This window comes from Streptomyces sp. WM6372 (assembly GCF_001279655.1).
Classification (GTDB): Bacteria; Actinomycetota; Actinomycetes; order Streptomycetales; family Streptomycetaceae; genus Streptomyces.
Genome location: NZ_LGDB01000184.1, coordinates 15992 through 36302, shown reverse-complemented (window position 1 = coordinate 36302; position 20311 = coordinate 15992). Strand labels below are relative to the sequence as shown.

Sequence of the window (20311 nt, the reverse complement as noted above, 5' to 3'; positions counted from 1 at the left end):
ATCCGATGACAGCCCATCTCTACTGGGACGAGGTCTGGCGCACCGACAGCGGGCGCACAGGCGACTGGTCGCGGCCGCACCCGTGGGTCGTGGACGAGGCCGCGCGACTGCGGAAGCTCGGCGCGCAGGACGTACTGGACCTCGGCTGCGGCGTGGGCCGGCACGCCCTCTGGTTCGCGGAGGCCGGGTTCACCAGCTCCGGCACCGACGCCAGCGAGGCGGCGGTGCGCGCCGCCCGCGAGGAGAGCGAAGAGCGCGGGGTGCGGGTCGCCCTCGACATCGGCGACTTCGGCGAACTCCCCCACCCGGACGCCAGCTTCGACTACGTCCTCGCCTTCAACGTGGTCTACCACAACGACGAGGCGGGCCTCGGCCGCGTGCTCGACGAGGTCCGGCGCGTCCTGCGCCCGGGCGGCATCTACCAGTCCACGATGCTCTCCAAGCGCAACGGCGAGTACGGGCGCGGCATCGAGGTGAGCCCCAACACCTTCCGCCAGCCCGGGGCCACCGACGACAAGGTGCACCCGCACCTGTACGTGGACGCCGCCGACCTGCTGCGCCTGCACCCTGGGTTCCGCCTGCTCAGTGCCACCGACGCCGAGCACGCCACGCCCGGCTCCTTCCACTGGCACTGCGTGTTCGAGTCGGCGGGGGAGGACGTGGCGGGCACGCACCACGGCCGTTTCGCGCAGAGGGCCGGGGAATAGTGTCGAAGGCGACGCGACTGCGCGAATTGCTGGAACGCAGGCAGCTGGCCCGGATCGTCGGTTCGCGGGACGCGCTGACCGCCCTGCTCGTCGAGGAGGCCGGGTTCGACGGCCTGTGGGCGTCGAGCTTCGAGATCTCCGCCTCCCGGGCCCTGCCCGACCTGGGCCTTCTGACCATGTCCGAGCTGCTCGAAGCCTGCTCCCACGTGAACCAGGCGACCGGGCTGCCGCTGCTCGCGGACTGCGACACCGGCTTCGGAGGCAACATCAACGTCGTCCGTACGGTGCGCCAGTTCGAGGCGGCCGACATCGGCGGCATCTGCATGGAGGACAAGGTGTTCCCCAAGCGGAACAGCTTCCTCGGCGGCGGCCAGAACCTGGAGGACGCGGGCGAGTTCGCCGGCCGGATCCAGGCCGCCGTACGGGCCCGGACCACCGCCGACTTCACCGTCATCGCCCGCGTCGAGGCGCTCATCGCCGGGGCCGGGCTCGCCGAGGCGCTGCGCCGCGCGCACCTGTACGCGGACGCCGGCGCCGACGCCATACTGATGCACTCCAAGAAGTCCACGCCGATCGAGATCCTGGAGTTCCTCCAGGCCTGGCAGGCCCGCACGCCCGTGGTCGTCGTACCGACCACCTATCCGCACTGGGACCTCGCCGAGGCCGAGGCGGCGGGCGTCTCGATGGTGATCTACGCGAACCACGCGCTGCGCGCCTCGGTCTCCGCCATGCGCGACGTGCTCGGCGAGATCCGGCTCCAGGGCGGGACCGGCGGGGTCGAGGACACCATCGCGCCGATGAAGGAGCTGTTCGGCCTCACCCAGGTGAACCGGTGGGAGGAGTGGAGCGCGTGATCAGCGCCGAGTTCTTCTGCGCGGAGCTGGACCGCCGCGGGTACGGGTTCTTCAGCGGGGTGCCGTGTTCCTTCCTCAAGGGCCCGTTCGCGCTGCTGGAGCAGCGCGGCAGCTATGTCCCGGCGCCCAACGAGGGCATCGCGCTCTCCATGGCCGCCGGCGCCGAGCTGGGCGGGACCCGGGCCGTGGTGCTGGCCCAGAACTCGGGGCTCGGCAACCTCCTCGACCCGCTGACCTCGCTCACCATGGCGTACGAGATCCCGCTGCTGCTGTTCGTCAGCCTGCGCGGCTGGCCGCACGCCGAGGACGACGAGCCGCACCACGCGGCCATGGGCGCCGGGACCATCGGCGTACTGGAGGCCCTCGGGGTCGCGCACGGCATCCTGGACCCCGCCGAGGAGAGCCTGGGCGGCCTCCTCGACCGCGCGGAGCGGGCCCGGCGCGAGAGGCGGTCCTTCGTCGTCCTCGTACCGGCGAAGACCGTCGACGCCGTCCCGGGACCGGTGCCGGTGCCGGTGCCGGTGCCGGTACCCGTCCCGGACGCGCGGATGGACCGCCGCGACGCGGTGACCGTGATCGCCGGGCACCTGGGCGACGCGCTCGTCTACAGCACCACCGGCATGATCAGCCGGGAGCTGTTCGGGGTCGTCGACGATCCGCGCAACTTCTACATGCAGGGCTCCATGGGGCACGCCATCGGCCTCGGCCTGGGCACCGCGCTGGGCCGCCCCGACCGGGACGTCGTGGTCATCGACGGCGACGGCGCGGCGGTCATGCACCTCGGCGGGCTCGCGCTCGTCGGCGAGCGGCGGCCCCCGAACCTGACCCACTTCGTGCTCGACAACGGCGCGTACGACTCCACCGGCGGCCAGCGCACCCGCGCCACGCCCCTGCGCTGGGACGAGTTGGCGCTGGCGGCCGGATACCGCACGGGCAGGGTCTGCCGTACGGCCGAGGAAGTCACCGCCCATCTGGGGGAGATCAAGGGGCGGCCCGGCCCGCATCTGGTCGCCCTGCACATCAACAGGGGTGGGGCCACGCCCCCGCGGGTAACTTCGGCGCACACCAACGCCGAGGTCAGGGCCCGATTCCAGGCCGCGGCGACCGAAGCCCGGAAGGAAGACCTGCCGTGACCACCGTCATCGCCCATGTCAGCGATCTGCACCTGGACCTCTCGGAGCGCGCCACCCAGCGCGCGCTGACGGTCATGAACCACCTGCGTGACATGCCCGGACCCGTCGACGCCGTCCTGGTCTCCGGGGACATCGCCGACCACGCGACGGCGGACGAGTACGCGCAGGCCCGCAAGTTGTTGGACCTGCCCTACCCGGTGCTGGTGCTGCCCGGCAACCACGACCGGCGGGGTGCGTTCCGTACGGGCCTGCTCGACGCCGCGCCCGGGGACGAGGAGCTGAACCAGGTCGTCCGCACGCCCGGAGCCGTCTTCCTGCTGTGCGATTCGACGGTGCCGGGCAGCGACGAGGGCCTGCTCAGCGACCTGACCCTGGGGTGGCTGGACGAGACACTGACCGCCGAGGGCGGGGAGCTGCCCGTCTTCGTCTGCTTCCACCACCCGCCGGTCGACCTGCACACCCCGTACGTGGACCGGGTCCGGCAGTTCGGCGAGGAGCGCCTCGCCGCGGTGCTGGAACGGCATCCGCAGGTCGTGGCCCTGCTGTGCGGTCACGCGCACGTGGCCGCGGCCACGACGTTCGCGGGGCGCCCGCTTCTCGTGGCGCCCGGGGTCGCCTCGACCGTCCCGCTGCCCTTCGAGGGCCGGCCTGCCGTGGACTACGAGCTGGCCCCGGCGCTGGCCTTCCACGTACTCGACGACCGGCGGCGGCTGGTCACGCACTACAGGGCGCTCGGCCGGCCGCACCCCGAGCACTGAAGCCGCGGCCGGGCCGCTGCGAGCCCACCGAGCGCCCGCGAGCCCCGAAAGCCACCGAGAGCCCCCGAGAAGCGCTGGGAGAAGGCCATGAGAAGAGTCCTGATCGCCAACCGCGGTGCGATCGCGGCCCGGGCCGTCGACACCTTCCGCACGCTGGGCTGGTCGCCGATCGCCGTCGTCGCCTCCTCGGATCCCCAGCGCCTGCACGCGCTCGCCGCGGACGGGTGCGCGTACCTCGAAGGCACCGGGCTCGCGCAGACGTACGACCACGTGGGCCGGATCGTCGAGGCGGCCCGGCGCTGCGGCGCCGACGCGGTGTACCCGGGCTACGGGGCGCTGGCGGAGGACCCGGAGCTGCCCGAGCGGCTGGCGGCGGCGGGCATCGCCTTCATCGGGCCGACGGCGGAGGTGCTCGCGGCGGCCCGCGACAAGGACCACGCGGTCGCCACCGCCGACCGGCTGGGCCTGCCCGTGCTGCCGCACGCGACCGGGCACGAGCGCATCGCCAAGCTGGTGGCGGACATCGGGCTGCCGGTCATCCTCAAGCCGGTCACCGGGTGCGGCGGCCTCGGCGTGCGCATCGTGCGCACCGGGGCGGAGGCCGAGCGGGCGCTCGCGCTGATCGCCTCCGACGAGGCCGGCGGCGCGGGTGGCGGCGCGGGCACGGGCACGGGCGCGGGCACGGGCACGGGCGACGCCTGGTACGCCGAGCGGTACGTGGAGCGCGGAGCGGTGGTCGGGGTCACCGTCGCCGTGGACGACGCCGGGACCGTGCACCCGCTCGGTGAGCGGGAGAGCCTGCTGGTCGACGGCAGCATGAAGCTGCTGGAGGCCTCGCCCGTCCAGGGCGTGGCCCCGGAGCTGGTGGAGCGGATGCGGGCGGACACGGCCCGGCTCGTCACCGGGATGGGGTTGCGGGGCGTGGCGACGGTCGAGTTCATCGTCGGCTCGGGCGACGGTGCCGCTGCCGGCGGGGCTGCGGATGCGGGTGCGGGTGCAGGTGCCCGAGCCCGCGGTCACTACTTCCTGGAGGTCAACGGGCGGCTGCCGCTGGCCTACCGGATGTGCGAGGCGCAGACCGGCCTGGACCTGGTGGCCCTCCAGATGGAGCTGGCGCAGGGCGCGCTGCCCGCCCCCGGCCGCATCCGCGTCGACCGGGACACGCACTGCCTGGAGGCGCGCCTGTTCATCGAGCCGGCGCCGGACGGGGCGCCCGGCCGGATCACCGACCTGGAGCTGGCCCCCGAGCCGGGGGTGACGTACAACTGCGCGCTGGACGTGCGCAGGCCGGTCGTCCTCGACAACATCGTCACGCAGGTCCTGGCCCTGGGCGAGCGCCGCGCCGTGGCGGCCGGGGCGGTGCTGCGGGCCGTCGCGGGCAGCGGGGTGTCGGGGGTCGGAACGTGCGCGGAAGAGATAGCCGTGTGGCTGCGGGGTTCGGGGCTGGTCCCGGAACGCCTCGGCAGCCAGGCCTTGGGAGTCTGATCTGAGATGAACAGCAACGATCCGTTCTCGACCGTCCGCCACTCCGTCGACCGCGCGCTCGCGACGGCCCTCGCCGAGAGCGGGGAGGAGGACGTACGCGCGCACTGGTACCGGGAGTTCGGGCGGACCGTCGGTGGTCACGTACGGCGCCACCTCGACGCCCGGCCCGGCTTCTTCGTACTGAGCGGCCTGGACCACCTGGACGAGGAGCAGGCGCGCCGGTTCACGGTCGCGGTCTCCCGGCTGGCAGGGGACCTGCTGCCGCAGGACGGCGCGGGAGCGCTGCTGCGGGACGTACGGGACCGGGGGGTGCGGCTCGGGGAGGGCGCGACGGGCCGCTACTCGGACAGCCGTCAGGGCGGCAGCCTGCACACCGACGCGGCGCACCGGCCGGGGCGGCTTCCGGACATTTTCGCGCTGTTCTGCGTCCGGCAGGCCTCCAGCGGCGGGGCCCTGGTCACGGTGCACGTGAGCGATCTGCTGGAGATCCTCCGGGACCACCCCGGGGAACTCGCCGCGCTGCGGCTGCCGGTCCACTTCGACACCCGGGACGACACGCCGGGGGTGCCGCTCACGACCGAGCGGCCGGTACTGGAGTTCAAGGACGGCCGGGAGCGGATGTACTACCTGCGGGACTACATCGAGATCGGGCACCGGCACCCGCACGTACCGCAGTTGACGCCCGAGCAGATCAAAGCGCTGGACCTGCTGGACTCGCTGCTGGAGCGGCGCGATCTGCAGACGCACGGCCGACTGGCACCGGGCGAGATGATCTTCATCGACAACCGGTCGATCGTGCACGGCCGGACGGCGTTCGACGAGGCCCGGCCGGTGGACGGCGGGCGGCTGATGCTCCGCACCTGGATCGGTCTCCGGGAGCGGCGCGGGTCCGCAGCCGGAGCCGGAGCCGGGGCGGACACCGGCGCAGGGGCCGGCACCGACGCAGGGGCCGTCCGGTGACACGGCTCGTCGCCGAGCTCGAACGACTCGGCCTCGCCGAGTTCCTCGCCGACTTCCCCGGGGACTCGGTGGACCGCCGCCAGTGGGCCGCCGGCGCCCGCGGCCTCGACGGTGAGCTGCGCGCCCTCGCCGGGTTCCTGCTGCTCGGGGAGCCCGCGGCGGCCGACCGGCTGCCGCCCGCCCTCGCCGGGGCGCTGCCCTCCCTGGTCAAGAGCGGGGTCGCGCACCAGCGCGGGGCCGAGGTCCGGCTGATCGACGTCAGCCTGTTCCGCTCCGCCGGGGTGTGGCTGTTCGCGGAGCCGCCGAGCCCCTTCCCCGTACGCCACTACTTCGGCCGGGACTCGATCGCGCTGGCCCGGCGCACCGGCTTCCGGGCGGGGGAGCGGGTCCTCGACCTGTGCTCCGGGCCTGGGTTCCAGGGGCTGGTCGCCGCACACGGCGGCGCCCGGGCCACGCTGGTGGAGCTGCTGCCCGAGACCGCCGAAGTGGCCCGGCTCAACGCGGAGATCAACGGGGTGGCCGACCGGATCGAGGTCCTCGTCGGCGACCTGTACGAGCCGCTGCCGGCCGGGGCGCGTCCGTACGACCACGTCATCGCGAACATCCCCTTCCTGCCGACCCTCGCGACCCCGGGCGAGGAGGCCGCCCACGAGGGCGGCGAGGACGGGTTCGGCGTGGGCCGCCGGGTCCTCGCCGGGCTCCCCCGGCACCTGGGCGCGGGCGGTACGGCCCATCTGACCGCGCTCCTCCTCCAGGGGGACGAACAGCTCGTCACGGACGGCGAACTGCGGGCCTGGGCCGCGGCGAACGGGTACGGCCTGACGGTCACGCTGACCGAGCGGATGGCGGTGGACGCCGACTCCGACCTCGTCCAGACGACGGTGTCGGACCACCTGGAGACCGACCCGGGGGCCGACCCCGAGGAGCTCACCGCCGCCGCCGTCGCCGCGTACGCGAGCCGCGGGGCGACGGCCGCCCGACTGGCCTATCTGCGGATCGACGCCGGGATGGCCGACTTTCGTGTCCTCGACCGCGCGGGCGGGTGAAGGTGACTACCGTGACCGGCGCACTCGATCGCGATCGGGAAGGACGCACAGCGTGACGACGGCAGGGACGGACGGCGCGGGCAACGGCGGCACGGCACACGGCACGGGCGGCAGCAGCAGCGGCAACGGCGGCAGCGGCAGCGGCAGCGGCAGCGGCTCGAAGGGCCCGGAGCTCGTCGAGCTCGTCGAGCTCACCTCGATACGGGACGCGGAAGCCGACCGGTGGAACGCCCTCGCGGGTGACGCCGCCCTCTACTCGACCCACCGCTGGCTGCTCTACGGCGAGGAGCTGGCCGACGCCGGCTCCCGCCACCTGGTCGCCGCCCCCGGCGGCTCGTACACCGTCGGGCTCCCCACCCACCGCTTCACCGGGGAGGTCCCGCACTTCTACGATCCCGCCGTGCTGTTCCCCGGCGCCGCCGAGCCGGCCACGCCCGAGCGCCCGCTGCTCCTCGGCGGCACCCGCCTCGGCTACACCAGCGAGGTGATCGTCGCCCCGGGCACCGCCGAGCCGCTCGCCGCGGCGGGCGTACGGACCGTACTGGACCGGTTCCGCGCGCTGGGCGCCGACGACGGCGGCCTCGCGGCCCTGCTCTACCTCACCGACGAGTCGGTGGAGCGGCTGCTGCCGCACCTGGGCCCCCGGGACCAGGTGGTGATGATGGACGCGACCGCCGTCCTGCCCGTCGATCCCGACGGCCTGGAGGGCTACCGCAGGCGCTTCACCTCGCACCAGTTCACCTCCATCCGCCGCGAGATGCGCCGCTACACCGACACCGGCTGCCGCACGGAGGTCAAGCGCCTCTCCGAGTGCCACCACCTGCTCGGCCCGCTCTCCGCGCAGGTGCTCATCCGCTACGGGCACCCCGTCACCGACGAGAGCGAGTCGGAGCGCTTCGCCCAGCAGGCCTCGCTGTTCGACGACAACTGCCGGATCCTGGGCGCCTACCAGGGCGACCGGATGGTGGGCTTCACCCAGTACTTCTTCTGGGGGAACACCATGTACGCCCGCTCGCACGGCCTGGACGACTCCATCGCCCGCGAGGCCAAGCTCTACTTCAACCTCACCTACTACGAGGCCGTGAAGTACGCGGCGGCCCACGGCTACCACTGCGTGGACCTGAGCTGCGACGCCTTTCAGGCCAAGGTGTCCCGGGCCGCCCGGCTCCAGCCCCTGTGGGGCGTCGTCCTCGACGCCCCGTGGACCGGGCCGGCCTTGGAGCGCGTACGCGCCGAGGAGCGGGCCCGGCGCCAGGAGTACGCCTCCCACGACCCGGGGATCGAGTCGCGGGTGGCGCGGCTCGTGGACGCGCGCGCCCGCGACAGGGCGTAGCCCCGAAGACGGCCCAGGCCGGCCGCGACGCTCACCCGGCCGGTCTGGGCTCCCGCTCCTTCTCGCGGTTCCCCTCCCGCTGGTCGCGCCCGCGCTCCGCGATCGCAGCCACCGGCGGCACCGCCGCCCCGGCCGCGACCATGAGGGTGACGAGCACGGCCCACCCCACCGGGCCCGCGCCCAGGCACAGCGCGTTCAGCACGGTCGGCGCGACCGCACCGCCGATGCCGACCCCGACGGAGAACACGCCCTGGTACTCGCCCTGCGCGTGCTCGGGGGCCAGCCCGAACGACAGGGCGTACTCCCCCGCCGTGAACAGCATCTCCCCGAAGGTCAGCGCCGCCGTGCCGATCAGGATCAGCCCCATCGCCGCGTACATCGGGAGGTGCGCGGCGGCGAAGACGAGGGCCATGGCCACGGCGATGACGGGCCCGCTGCGCCGCATGGCCAGCGCACCGTCGCGCGGGGTCTCGACCCCCTTGGCCACCTTGGTCTGGAGCAGGACCACCAGCGCGCAGCTCAGCGCGAAGACCAGCGACACCGTCCAGCGCGGCGCCTTCGTGTACTCGGCGATCCACACCGGCATCAGCACCGTCATGAAGACGTCGAACATGACGAGGGTGCCCGCGAGCACGCTGACGGCGAGGAACGGGCGGTCGGCGAGCGCGTAGTGGCGGCCGCTGCCCGGCTCCTTGGGGATCGGCGGCAGGTGCGGCAGCCGCGCCACCAGCACCGCGGCGACGAGGTACGAGACGACGTCGGCGCAGATCGCGATCACGTACGCGGTCCGGGTGTCGGCCTGCAGCGCCAGCCCGCCGAGCAGCGAACCGGAGACCATCGCGAGGTTCTGGAGGGAGTAGATCCGTGCCCGGTAGGCGACCCGGTCCTCACCGCCGACGTACGCGATCAGCGCGCCGCTGATCGCGGGGAAGGCGCCGCGCCCCAGGGCGATCAGGGTGATCACCACGAGGAACCCGGCCATGCCCTCCACGAGCAGCAGCGCGCCGGCGGCGGCCGCCTGGGCGACCAGTCCGGCGATGCCCACCTCGCGCGGCCCGAACCGGTCGGCGAGCCGGCCGACGAGCGGCCCGGCGACCAGGCCCGCGAGCCCGGCCGCCGTCAGCCCCATGACCACGTTGCCCGTGGACAGGCCCACGGACCGGACGAAGAACAGGACTTGGAGAGGGGCCCAGCTGCCCGCCCCGAGGTAGCGGACGAACAGTGCGGCCGCCAGGCCGCGTCTCAGGCTCCGTCCGTCGCTCGGCATCAGTGGCCCGCCGGGGCGTCGACGGCTGCGGGACGGGGAGCGGCCTCCGCGGGGCGGGGGTTGACCTCGACCCCCAGCTTGGGCGCCAGCAGTTTGCGCAGCTGCTGCGCCGCCGCCTCGGCGGTGTTCGCCCGTACGACGTCCCAGCCGCGCCGGGCCGCCCAGTCGAGCATGACCTCCCGGACGGCCGCCTGGTGGGACAGGAAGCTCTCCGGCCGGCACTCCGGGTCGCGGCCGCACTCGTACGGGGTGATGTCGCCCTTCTTGCGGCGCAGCGCCTCCTCGGGGGTGACGTCGAAGAAGACGACGCTGTCCACCGGGGCCATGGCGTGGACGATCGCGTCCACGAGCTCCTGGGGGCAGCCCGCCAGCAGTTCGGTGGCGGCGTGCTTGACCCAGTAGCCGTCGAGGACGACGAGGTCCGCCTCGGCGGCGCGGGCGCGCTCCGCGGCCAGGGTGTTGAGCCAGCCGAGGAAGAGCATCCGGGCCGGGTTCGGCATCTCGGCGATGCAGACCCGCAGTTCGTCGAGGGTGGTGCCGCGCAGGAAGCGGGCCTGCGGTACCTCCGACTCCGCGAACACCTGCCACTTGCCGACGACGCGGAACGACAGGCCCTGGCCCTCGGCCCAGCTCTGCAACCGCTTGACCTGCGTGCTCTTGCCCGCGCCGTCGGGTCCGTCCATCGCAACGATCACTGTTCACATCCCTTCGGAAGATCCGCCACGGGCCATCGCCGTACGGAAGTCATGCGGTGCTGCCGCGGTGGTAGGCGAGAGCCCGCTCGATCAGCGCCCCGGCGGCGCCGGTGTACTCGGCCGGGTCGAGCAGCCGCTCCAGCTGCGCGGCGGTGAACTCCCCGGCCAGTTCGGGTGCGGCGGCGAGGAGCCGCCCGACGAGGGAGTCCGCGGGGTCCGCCGTCGCCGCGTCCACGGCCACCCGGGCGACCAGGCGCTTCGCGCCCGCCTTGCCGAGTACGGGGGCCAGCGCGGCGGCCAGCCGCTCGGTGACGACGGCCCCGCCGGTGAGCCGCAGGCCGGCCGCCATCCGCGCGGGACGCACCTCCAGCCCCTCGGCCAGCTCCGCCGCGGTGCAGGCGGCCCCGCCCACCAGTCGCAGCGCCTCGCGCAGCGGCTGCCATTCGGCGTGCCAGGCCCCGGCGGGCCGCTCGTCCTCGGCGGCGGCCGCGCACTGCGTCAGCGTGAGGACCAGCGGGGGCACCTGGAGGGCGGCGGAGCGGATCATCGCGGCGAGCACCGGGTTGCGCTTCTGCGGCATGGCGGAGGAGACGCCGCGGCCGGCCCCGGCGGGTTCGGCCACCTCGGCGAGCTCGGTGCGGGCCAGGGTCTGCACATCGGTGGCGAACTTACCGAGCGCCGCGGCGGCGTGCCCGAGGACGGCGCCCGTGTCGCCGATCGGGGTGCGCAGGGTGTGCCAGGGCAGGACGGGCTCCGCGAGTCCCGTCTCGGCGGCGAAGAGGGCGATCAGCTCCCCGGCGTACGCGCCGGCGGCCGTGTCCGCGTGCGTACCGGCGTCCGTGTCCCCGTACGTACCGGCGGCCGCGCCCGCCCGGGCCGGCGTCAGCCGCGCGTACTCCAGATAGCCCGCGAGGGTGCCCGCGGCCCCGCCGAGCTGGACCGGCAGCCCCCCGTCGAGCAGGGCCCCGACCCGGCGCCGTACGTCGACCACGGCGACGAGCCAGCCCGCCGCCTTGAGGCCGAACGTGGTGGGGACGGCGTGCTGGCCGAGGGTCCGGGCCACCGCCGGCGTCCCCCGGTGCGCGTCGGCCAGCCCGGCCAGCGCCTCGGCCGTCCGGTCGAGCTCGGTGCGTACGAGGCGCAGCGCGCGGGCCGTGACCAGCATCGCGCCGGTGTCGAGGACGTCCTGGCTGGTGGAACCGCGGTGCACGTACTCCGCCGCCGCGGGGTCCGCGGCCGCGACCAGCGCCGTCAGCTCCTCGACCAGGGCGACCACCGGGTTGGCGGCCCCGCGCGCCCGTACGGCCAGCGCGGGCAGGTCGATCGCCCCCGCCCGGGCGCACGCCGTGATCGTCTCGGCGGCCTTCGCGGGCACGGTGCCCAGCCGGGACTGGGCCCGGGCCAGGGCGGCCTCGGCGTCGAGCATCGCCTGGGCCCAGGCGGTGTCGGTGAGGGCCGCCTCGGTGGCGGTACCGGCCCGGACCGGCGAAAGGAGACCCGTGTCCGGAGGTGTCGTGGGGCGGTCCATCAGGTGGTGCTCCTCGTCAGCGAGTCGAAGCGGCGGTCCGCCCCGCGGGCGAGGCCGAGGACGGCGCGGGCCATGGCGTCGGAGTCGCCGAGGATCACCGAGTCGACGCCCGGCCGGGCCCCGGCCGCGGTCACCCAGTGCACGCCCTCGGTGGGCACGCCGTACGCGAAGCGCCGCTCGTGCGCCGCCCCCGCCGCGTCGATGACGTGGTACGGGCGCTCGGTGACCGCGATCCCGCCGGTCCGGTACGGGCCGTCCTCGCCGTCGATCACGTACGGGACGCACTGGCCGGTGGCGTACAGGTACCCCAGCAGCGGGTCCTCGGTGCGCACCACATCGGGCTCGGGCAGCCGCGCGTCGATGAACGCCCGCGCGTGCACCGCGCCCCCGCCGACCCGGGGCGAGCGGGCGGTGAAACGGCCGGCGGCCTCGTCCGCGCCGAACTCCGCCCCCGGGCCCAGGACGGTCAGCACACCGGCCTCGATCAGCGCGATCGCCTCCCGGATCCGGCGCGGCGGCGGGCCGATCGACAGGTAGGCGTTCAACGGCCCGTAGCGGGCGGTCAGTTCGTCTCGGTAATCGGCGCCGGATATCCCGCCGTGGTCGACCAGCAGCCGCACCTCGTTGCGCAGGTCGCGCAGCACGTCCAGGGCCGCCTTGTACGGGCCGTCGACGTTCCCGGCGTGCGCCTCGGCCACGTCCCGGCGCAGGTGTTCCAGCAGCCACCCGGTGAACGCGGCGCGGTCGGCGAAGACGCGGTCCGCGCAGGGCCGGGCGACCCGGTCCCAGTCCCAGCGCCGCCCGGGCGGCACGCCCAGCGCGTCGAGCAGCCGGTCGCGCTCGTACGCGGTCCAGGGCCCGCCGGCGCTCCGTTCGAGCAGGTGCGCCGCGGCCTCGGGGCGGCCGCCGGCCCGCAGCAGGGCGGCGTAGTGGACGGTCTCGACCTCCTGGGCGACCAGCGGCCAGATGTCGCTCCGGAAGCCGGGCCGCCGCGGCCCCCGGCGCAGCCGGGCCACCGCCGCCGGGGTGAGGACGAGCGGGCGGTGGCGGCCGTGCGCGCCCTTCTGGTTCTCCCCGCGCGCCTGGTACGGCACCCCCCGGCGCGATCCCGCGTACAGCACGGGCTCGTGCCCGGAGCGGTGGTAGACGAGCCCGGCGTCCTTGGCTTCGTAGACCCCGCCGCGGCCCTCCGTCAGCAGGGCCATGTGGTCGAAGAAGTTGAGCCCGAGGCCGCGCAGCAGGACCGGCTCCCCGGGCGCGATCCCGTCGAGCCGGGCCTCGGCGGGGTTCCCCGGGGGCAGGTAGCAGAGCCCGCGGCGGGCCGCGAAGCGCGCGAGGGCGGCCTCGGCGGGGGCCGGGGAGACCGGCAGGTGCCCCTGGGCCAGGACCACCGCGTCGAGCCCGGACAGCACCGTGCCGTCGTCCAGGGTCACCCGGTCGCGGCCGGGCGCGCGGGCGCCGGGACCGGCCGGATCCGCGTCGAGCCGGACGGCCCGCGCGGGGTGGGTCCGGATGTCCGCCGGGCTCCGCCGGACCACGCCGCGCAGCACCCACTCCAGGTAGCGCCCGTACAGGGCCCGGGTGGGATAGCCGTCGGGCCCCGGCACCTCGTCCCCGGCCGGGGAGGCGCCGCCGTGCTGGGCGGGGTCGGCGGCCCACACGGCCAGGCTGGGGCCGGGCCGCACCGGGCCGTCCATCGTCACGCTGTCATCGGTGAACAGGGTCACCTGGGAGGCGACCGTGTTCATGAGCAGGTGGCGCGACTGGTCGGAGCGCCACACCTGCCCGCTGCCCGGCCGCGGGTCGACGAGGTGGACCCGCAGCCGCACCCCGGGCGGCAGCAGCTCGTCCGCGTTGGCCGCCAGCCGCTCCAGGACGGACAGCCCCCGCGGGCCCGACCCGATGACGCAGACCGTCAGCCGGCCCTCCCCGTCGCCGTGTTCGTCAGTACGTGCCGAAGTACTCACGGTGCTCCCATGCGGTGATCTCGCCCGGGCCGGCGGGCCCCGCGACGGCCAGCCACTCCCCGTACCGGGCCACCTCGCTGCGCTTGAGCTGCGCCAGGCAGTCCTGGAGCGGCTTGCCCAGCAGGTCCCGGGCCAGCGCGCTGCCCTCCATCGCCGCCACCGCCTCCGCGAGATCGCGCGGCAGCGCCGCCGCCGTGGGGGCGTGCGGGTCCTCGGCGAGAGCGCCCGGCCGCAGCCCGCGCTCGATGCCGTCCAGCCCGGCGGCGAGCTGCGCGGCGAGGTAGAGGTACGGGTTGGCGCAGGGCTCGCCGATGCGGTTCTCCACGTGCGTCGACTCCTCGCCGGGACCGCCGAGGATCCGGACCAGGGCGCCCCGGTTCTCGGCGCTCCACACGACCCGGTCCGGGGAGAGCGAGAACTGCTCGTCGAGCCGCCGGTACCCGTTGACGGTCGGGATGCAGAACAGGGCGGTGTCCGCGGCGTGTTCGAGCAGCCCGGCGACATAGCCGAGGCCCTCGTCCGACAGCAGCGCGCCGCCCTCGCCCGGCAGCGGGACGAAGACGTTGCGGTCGGCCGCCGCGTCGAACAGCGACTGGTGCAGGTGCCAGCCGCTCGGGTCGAAGCGCTCCAGCCGGGGCAGCGCCATGAAGGAGGCGTGGTGGCCGAGGCGGGCGCAGATCTGCTTGGCGACGGTACGGAAGAGCAGCATGGCGTCGGCGGCGTCGAGGCCGTTCATCGGGCTGAACGTGAACTCCAGCTGGCCCGGGCCGGATTCGTGCTCGACGGTGCGCAGCGGCAGCCCGAGTCCGCGCAGGGCCCGCGCGAGCGGGGTGATCAGGTGCATCAGGCCGTCGGTGAAGGTGTCCAGGTTGAACTGGTAGCCGCTGTTGACCGGTTCCACGGCGGGCGGTTCGCCCTGGACGCCGAATCCGCCGACCGCCGCGGCGGCCCCCGGGCCGTGTTCCGCGCCGGCCAGCCGGGTCACGTACCACTCCACCTCCAGGCCGACGACGAAACTCAGGCCGCGCCCGGCGGCGCGGGCGCACTGGCGGCGCAGCACGGCGCGGCTGGAGAGCGGGTGGGCGGTGCCGTCGCGCAGGTATTCGTCGGCGATGACCCAGCCGGTGGCCGCCTCGGTGTACGGCAGCACCTTGAAGGTGAGCGGATCGGGGACGATCAGGAAATCGCCGGCGCCGGTCAGCTCGGGTACGCCGATGCCGCCGCCGGGCGCGAAGAAGTCGACGCCCACGGCGTGCCCGGTGTCGAAGACGAAGGGGCCCGGGCTCATGTCGATGCCGTTGCGCAGCGCCGTGCGGAAGGCCTCGACCGTCAGGGTTTTGGAGCGCATCAGCCCGTGCGGATCGCCGAAGCCGACCCGGACGAACTCCAGGCCCGCCAGGGTCTCCTCCACGGCCTGCGCGGCGGCCCGCTGGTCCGCGCTCCACAGGCCGTGGCGCTCGACGAAGCCGACGCTGCCGGTGGCGAAGCGGGCGTAGCGGCGCTCGTCGGCCTCGCGGGCGGTGGTGGCCTTGGTCATGTCGATTCCTCTTCCGGTTCCGGCGATCGGGCCGAGAGCTCCGCGTAGTGGTGGTGCCAGGGCCGCACCTGCTCCAGCTGGTACGCGGCGGCCAGGACCCGCAGGTCTTCGCCCCGCCCGCCGACCAGTTGGAGTCCGACGGGCAGGCCCTCGGGCGACAGCCCCGCCGGGACGGACACGGCGGGCTGGCCGGTCAGGTTGAAGGTGTAGGCCTCGGGGGCCCACGCCAGCCAGGACAGGGCGCCCTTGCGGACCGGGTCCGGCGGCTCGTGCAGGTCGGCGGCGAACGGCGCGATGGCCACGGTCGGCATGGCCAGCAGGTCGTACCGCTCCATCAGGGCCTGGCTGAGGGCCCGCAGCCGGCCGCGCGCCTCGTACGCCCGGGCCAGCCGGGCGGCGCTGAGCGTGCGCCCGTACCGGATGACGCGGAGCCGGCCGGGGTCGAGGCGGTCCGCGACCTCGTCAAGGTCCCGGGGGTGGGCGGCCGCCTCCCAGCCCGCCAGGATCGTCTCCAGGGCCGGGTACGGGTCCTCGAAGGGCGGCGGGATCTCCTCGACCGCGTGCCCCCGGTCCGCCAGCGCCTCCACCGCCCGCCGGGCGACGGCCGCGATGCCGGGCGGCGGGGCGGGATCGCCGAGCGAGGGGATCCAGCCGATGCGCAGGCGGGGCAGGAGCCCGGCCGCCTCCTCCAGGTCCCCGGCCGGCTCGCCGGGTACCCCGAAGGACAGCGGGTCGGCGGTGTCGTAGCCGGACATCACCTGGGTGAGCAGGGCCGCGTCGGCCACCGTCCGGGTCAGCGGCCCCAGATGGGACAGCTCGTCCGGGCTCTGGGGCACGTACGGGATCCGGCCCAGCGTGGGTTTGAACCCGACGACCCCGCAGAAGGCGGCGGGGATGCGGATCGACCCGGCGCCGTCGGTGCCGGTGGCGCCGACCCCGATGCCCACGGCCACCGAGGCGGCCGCACCGGCGCTGGAGCCGCCGGGGGTGCGGGCGGGGTCCCACGGATTGCGGGTCGGGCCCTGGAGCCGGTTGGCGCCGGCCGCGCTCCAGCCGCCCTCGGAGGTGTTGGTCTTGCCGATGACGATCGCGCCTGCCGCCCGCAGCCGGGCCACGGCCGGGGCGTCCCGGCCGGGCACGGCGTCGGCGTTCAGGAGGGAGCCGCGGGTGGTCCGGATCCCCTCCGTCGGGGTCAGGTCCTTGACGGAGACGGGCATGCCGAGCAGCGGCCGGTCCCGCCAGACGGCGTTCCCGTACCGGTGGAGCAGCCGGTCCGCGGCCTCGGCCTCGGCGGTGGCGCGCTCACGGGCGAGCGTGAGGAAGGCGCCGATCCGGGGCTCCCACCGGTCCAGCAGCCCGAAGGTGGCGGCGAGGTGCTCCGAGGGCAGCAGGCTGCCGTCCCCGTAGGCGGCGCGGAGAGCCCGGATGCCGGCGAACGGCGATGCGGCCGGGTCAGGTGGGGCGGGCAGGGCAGGTGGGGCGGGCAGGTCAGGCGCCATGGAAATCCCGGTACCAGCCGTTGTCGAAATCGCGGACCTCCAGGCCCCGGTCGGCGGCCGCCTGGTGCAGCAGCGCCTGGATCCGGCCGGCCACCATGGCCGCCCGCAGGTCGCCCTGCCCGAACTCGGCGCCTGAGGTGCGCAGCAGCCGCAGGTCGTAGAGGCCGGGGCGGTACGCGCCTTCCAGCACGATGCCGAGCGGGATGCGCAGGGCGTGCCGGACGCCGAAGGTGACGTGCCCGGTGTGGTGCTGGTCGGACCAGTTGGTGATGTCGGCCGTCATCGGCGCGAAGAACCAGTCGTCGCGGCCCGGGGACTCCTCGGTCCACGACATGCTGTGCGGCAGGTAGTGCCAGGTGTTGTAGCGCATCCGCGCGCTGTACGCGGAGAGGGTCCGGGCGAGGGCGGCCCGGTCCTCGGCGAACTTCCCGGCGAACGCGGCGCCGGGCGCGACGCAGCAGTAGAAATCGCGGGTGGCCAGGGCGATCCGGTCCTCGGCCGGGTGGCCGCTGTGCAGGACGGCGACGCTCTTGGGTCCCCGGCCCATCACGACGTCGCAGTCCAGTGCCCCGGCCAGCGTCTCGAAGAAGCGGTGGAGGAACCCCTCGTAGGCGCTGGTGAACCCGGTGGGCGCGGCGAGCCGTACGACGCGTTCCACGACCTCCCCGGCGTACGCCCGTACCGTCGCGGGCGCGGCCGCCACGGGGAAGGGCCGGCCCGCGGCGCCGGAGAGCAGCCCCGCCACCGGCGCCGGGAGCTCGTCCCAGCCGAGCGGCTCGGCCATGATCCGCTCGCGTTTGTGCAGGGAGGCACCGTTGATCTCGCGGTAGAACACGGCGCCCGCGCGTAACCGCTCCGCCCGCGCGGCGGCGCAGGCGGCGGCCAGGGCGTCGAGCGCGGCGCCCGTCGGCCGGCCGGCGAGGTCCGGGACCGGGGCCCCGTACGTCTCGATGCGTTCCCGGAGGAAGCCCGCGAGCAGGTCCGGGGTGAGCTGTACCCCGTTGAACTCCTCGGCCCGGACGGGGGAGCCCGAGCTGATGAGCGCGTTCAGGCAGACCACGAAGGTGGCGTCCTCGGGGGCCCACCGGGCGGCCGGGGCTGCCCGGAGCGCGGTGAGCACGGAGCGCTCCGCCCCGGCGGCCAGCGAACGGCCGGGCAGATTGCTGAACTTGCCGAGGTTGCTGTAGAAGCGGTCGCCCACGTACAGCAGCACGGGGGCCATGTGGAGCAGCGCGTGGCCCACCGCGTCGATCCGCTCCCGGACGGAACCGGCGTCCTGCTGGGCGAGCCAGCGGTGGACCTCCTCGAACTGGATCCGCTGGACGTCCTGGGCCAGTGCCCACAGCCGGCCCAGGGATTCCGGCCTGTTCTGCCACTTGAGGGTGCCGAGCGGCTCGGCCTCCTCGGGGCCGGCCGGCCGGGTGCCGGCCGGGACGACGCGCAGCCGCCCGGTCCCGGTCAGGACCAGCAGGTCCCCGCCGCCCTCGTCCGCCGCGGTGTCGGGGCCGCCGGTCGGGGCGAAGCCCGCGACCTGGGACTCGGCGATCTCCGTGTACACGCGCTCGCCGAGCCCCATGGCCGCTCGGCCGATCTGCTCGGGGACCATCCCGTCGAGGGTGGCCGCTATCCGTATCGCGTCGGCGGCCAGGCCGCAGGCACGGGCCCGTTCGGCGGCCGCTTTGACCTGGGCATCGAATCCGGGCGTCTTCAGCTGCATTGTCGTCACCTACGGAACGTCATTCGACGGCGGTTCGGGATCGGGGCGGGACGGCCCGCCCCGCGGTCCCCGGGTTCAGCCGAGCGCATCGAGGGTCCATGCGGACTCGTGGCGGCTGAACCCGAGGTGCGGGTAGTACGCGACGGCGGCCGGGGCCGAGAGGAGCACGAGCTTGGCCTGCGGCGCGGCCTCCCGGGTGGCGCGGATCAGGTCCCGGCCCACGCCGCGGCGCTGGAACTCGGCGTCCACGGCGATGTCGCTCAGGTACGTGACGTACGAGCCGTCGGTGATCGAGCGCGCGATGCCGATGAGCCGCCCGTCGAGGCGGGCCGTGATCACGAGGTTGGCGCCGGCCAGCATCCGGGTGAACCGCTCGACGTCCTCGACGGGACGGCGCTCGCCGAGGGTGGACGCGCGGTACAGGGCGGTGACTTCGGCGACGTCGAGGCTGGCACCGACGACGGGCTCACACTTCCACATGCTGCTGCAGCTCCTTGCTCAGTTCGTTCAGCCGGGATTTGAGGTGGTCGCGGTTTCCGAGGAAGCGCCGCGGGTCCATGTGATCGGCGGTGACGTCCACACCGCGGGAGCCGAGGCCCTCGGCCAGGCTCGTGCCGCGCTCCCACGCCTCGGTGGCCGCGGCCTGGACCAGCCGGTAGGCCTCCTCGCGGTCCCGGCCCCCGTCGACGAGGTCCAGGAACACCTCGGAGCTGTAGACCAGGCCCCGGGTGGCGTCGATGTTGCGCGCCATGCGCTCGGGGAACACCCGCAGCCCGCGCAGCAGTCCGGCGGCCGAGACGAGCTGGTAGTGGGCCACGGTCAGGCTGTCGGGCAGGATGACCCGCTCCACGGAGGAGTGCGCGAGGTCCCGCTCGTGCCACAGCGCGACGTTCTCGTAGGCCGCGCCGGCATTGGAGCGCAGGATCCGGGCCAGACCGCACAGCCGCTCGCTGGTCGTCGGGTTCCGCTTGTGCGGCATCGCGCTCGACCCCTGGTAGGCGCTGGTGCGCGGCTCGTCGACCTCCCCGACCTCGGTGCGCTGGAGCATCCGCATCTCCAGGGCGAACTGCTCGACGACGGCGCCCGTCACGGCGAGCGCGGAGAGCAGCTCGGCGTGCCGGTCCCGGGCCACGACCTGGGTGGGCATCGGCTCGACGCCGAGGCCGAGTTGCCCGCAGACCCACTGCTCGACGTACGGGGAGATGTGCGCGTACGTGCCGACCGGCCCGGAGACGGTGCCGACGGCCACGGCGGCCCGGGCGGCGGTCAGCCGGGCGATGCTGCGGTGGAGGGCGAAGGCGTGCACGGCGAGCTTCTGCCCGAAGGTGGTGGGCTCGGCGTGGATGCCGTGGGTGCGGGCGATGCACACCGTGTCCCAGTGCTCCAGGGCGCGCTCCACGAGCAGTTCGGCGAACGTACGGGCGGCATTCAGCACGTGGTCGCACGAGCGCGCCAGGATGTGTCCGAGGGCGGTGTCGACGAGGTCGTAGCTCGTCATCCCGTGGTGCACCCAGCGCGCGGAAGCGGCCGGCATCGTCTCCGTGTAGGCCGCGAGGAACGCGAGGACCTCGTGGTCGCGGGTGAGTTCCAGCTCGCGGACCCGGGCGACGGCGGGGACGGGGGCGCGGCGGATGTCGTCCAGGCTGCCCTGGTCCACGACGCCGAGTTCGGCCTGGGCGGTCGTCGCCAGTACCTCGACGCGCGTCCAGGTGGCGTACTTGTGCTCCTCGGTCCAAAGCTCGGCCAGCTCCGGGGTGGAATAGCGTTCGATCAAGGTCGGTTCTCCTCGGATCTCCCCGTCGGACGGCACGGCGGGGGACGGGAC

At 74.7% G+C, this 20311-nt stretch carries 17 protein-coding genes; 8 read left to right on the top strand and 9 right to left on the bottom strand.

The annotated features are described in order from the left end of the window. Nucleotides 1–5 precede the first annotated feature (5 nt). The 8 genes from ADK52_RS18720 (at nucleotide 6) to ADK52_RS18685 (ending at nucleotide 8276) form a co-directional block, all read left to right on the top strand. Nucleotides 6–707 carry a class I SAM-dependent methyltransferase gene (locus tag ADK52_RS18720; RefSeq protein ID WP_053690978.1) on the top strand — a complete coding sequence of 234 codons (702 nt, stop codon included), beginning with the start codon at nucleotides 6–8 and terminating at the stop codon, nucleotides 705–707. Further along, nucleotides 707–1561: an isocitrate lyase/phosphoenolpyruvate mutase family protein gene (locus tag ADK52_RS18715; protein WP_234343998.1), complete on the top strand. Its 855-nt coding sequence runs from the start codon at nucleotides 707–709 to the stop codon at nucleotides 1559–1561. The genes ADK52_RS18720 and ADK52_RS18715 overlap by 1 nt, the downstream gene beginning before the upstream one ends. Then, the gene (gene aepY / locus ADK52_RS18710) at nucleotides 1558–2694 is read left to right on the top strand and encodes a phosphonopyruvate decarboxylase (RefSeq protein WP_053690977.1); all 1137 of its coding nucleotides are present in this window, start codon (nucleotides 1558–1560) and stop codon (nucleotides 2692–2694) included. Before ADK52_RS18715 ends, aepY begins: the two co-directional genes overlap by 4 nt. After that, nucleotides 2691–3452 carry a metallophosphoesterase gene (locus ADK52_RS18705; protein WP_053690976.1) on the top strand — a complete coding sequence of 254 codons (762 nt, stop codon included), beginning with the start codon at nucleotides 2691–2693 and terminating at the stop codon, nucleotides 3450–3452. The genes aepY and ADK52_RS18705 overlap by 4 nt, the downstream gene beginning before the upstream one ends. An 87-nt stretch (nucleotides 3453–3539) precedes the next feature. After that, nucleotides 3540–4937, top strand: a complete 1398-nt coding sequence (locus ADK52_RS18700) for a biotin carboxylase N-terminal domain-containing protein (protein ID WP_053690975.1) — start codon at nucleotides 3540–3542, stop codon at nucleotides 4935–4937. Between the two features lie 6 nt (nucleotides 4938–4943). Next, the gene (locus ADK52_RS18695) at nucleotides 4944–5897 is read left to right on the top strand and encodes a TauD/TfdA family dioxygenase (protein WP_053690974.1); all 954 of its coding nucleotides are present in this window, start codon (nucleotides 4944–4946) and stop codon (nucleotides 5895–5897) included. Then, the gene (locus tag ADK52_RS18690) at nucleotides 5894–6943 is read left to right on the top strand and encodes a methyltransferase (protein WP_053690973.1); all 1050 of its coding nucleotides are present in this window, start codon (nucleotides 5894–5896) and stop codon (nucleotides 6941–6943) included. The genes ADK52_RS18695 and ADK52_RS18690 overlap by 4 nt, the downstream gene beginning before the upstream one ends. Nucleotides 6944–6995: 52 nt before the next feature. Then, nucleotides 6996–8276 (top strand): GNAT family N-acetyltransferase, encoded by a 1281-nt coding sequence (locus ADK52_RS18685; protein WP_053690972.1) that lies wholly within the window; start codon nucleotides 6996–6998, stop codon nucleotides 8274–8276. Between the two features lie 31 nt (nucleotides 8277–8307). Here the strand turns inward: ADK52_RS18685 and ADK52_RS18680 are convergent, their stop codons facing one another. From ADK52_RS18680 to purB, 9 genes are all read right to left on the bottom strand, one after another. Further along, on the bottom strand, nucleotides 8308–9543 hold the full coding sequence (locus ADK52_RS18680) for an MFS transporter (RefSeq protein ID WP_053690971.1): 1236 nt from the start codon (nucleotides 9541–9543) through the stop codon (nucleotides 8308–8310). Next, nucleotides 9543–10238, bottom strand: a complete 696-nt coding sequence (locus ADK52_RS18675; RefSeq protein ID WP_159045979.1) for a thymidylate kinase — start codon at nucleotides 10236–10238, stop codon at nucleotides 9543–9545. The genes ADK52_RS18680 and ADK52_RS18675 overlap by 1 nt, the downstream gene beginning before the upstream one ends. A gap of 49 nt (nucleotides 10239–10287) precedes the next feature. Continuing rightward, on the bottom strand, nucleotides 10288–11766 hold the full coding sequence (locus ADK52_RS18670) for a lyase family protein (protein ID WP_053690969.1): 1479 nt from the start codon (nucleotides 11764–11766) through the stop codon (nucleotides 10288–10290). Further along, the gene (locus ADK52_RS18665) at nucleotides 11766–13733 is read right to left on the bottom strand and encodes an FAD/NAD(P)-binding protein (protein ID WP_234343995.1); all 1968 of its coding nucleotides are present in this window, start codon (nucleotides 13731–13733) and stop codon (nucleotides 11766–11768) included. The genes ADK52_RS18670 and ADK52_RS18665 overlap by 1 nt, the downstream gene beginning before the upstream one ends. Next, the gene (locus ADK52_RS18660; protein ID WP_078988435.1) at nucleotides 13711–15270 is read right to left on the bottom strand and encodes a glutamine synthetase family protein; all 1560 of its coding nucleotides are present in this window, start codon (nucleotides 15268–15270) and stop codon (nucleotides 13711–13713) included. Before ADK52_RS18660 ends, ADK52_RS18665 begins: the two co-directional genes overlap by 23 nt. After that, the gene (locus ADK52_RS18655; protein ID WP_078988434.1) at nucleotides 15267–16769 is read right to left on the bottom strand and encodes an amidase; all 1503 of its coding nucleotides are present in this window, start codon (nucleotides 16767–16769) and stop codon (nucleotides 15267–15269) included. Before ADK52_RS18655 ends, ADK52_RS18660 begins: the two co-directional genes overlap by 4 nt. Continuing rightward, on the bottom strand, nucleotides 16759–18495 hold the full coding sequence (locus tag ADK52_RS18650; protein WP_147420026.1) for a hypothetical protein: 1737 nt from the start codon (nucleotides 18493–18495) through the stop codon (nucleotides 16759–16761). Before ADK52_RS18650 ends, ADK52_RS18655 begins: the two co-directional genes overlap by 11 nt. Nucleotides 18496–18561: 66 nt before the next feature. Further along, a complete protein-coding gene (locus tag ADK52_RS18645; RefSeq protein ID WP_030152790.1) occupies nucleotides 18562–18966 on the bottom strand; it encodes a GNAT family N-acetyltransferase in 405 nt (134 codons plus the stop codon). Beyond that, entirely contained in the window at nucleotides 18953–20260 is a 1308-nt protein-coding gene (gene purB / locus ADK52_RS18640) for an adenylosuccinate lyase (protein ID WP_078988433.1), read from the bottom strand. Before purB ends, ADK52_RS18645 begins: the two co-directional genes overlap by 14 nt. Between the last annotated feature and the right edge of the window lie 51 nt (nucleotides 20261–20311).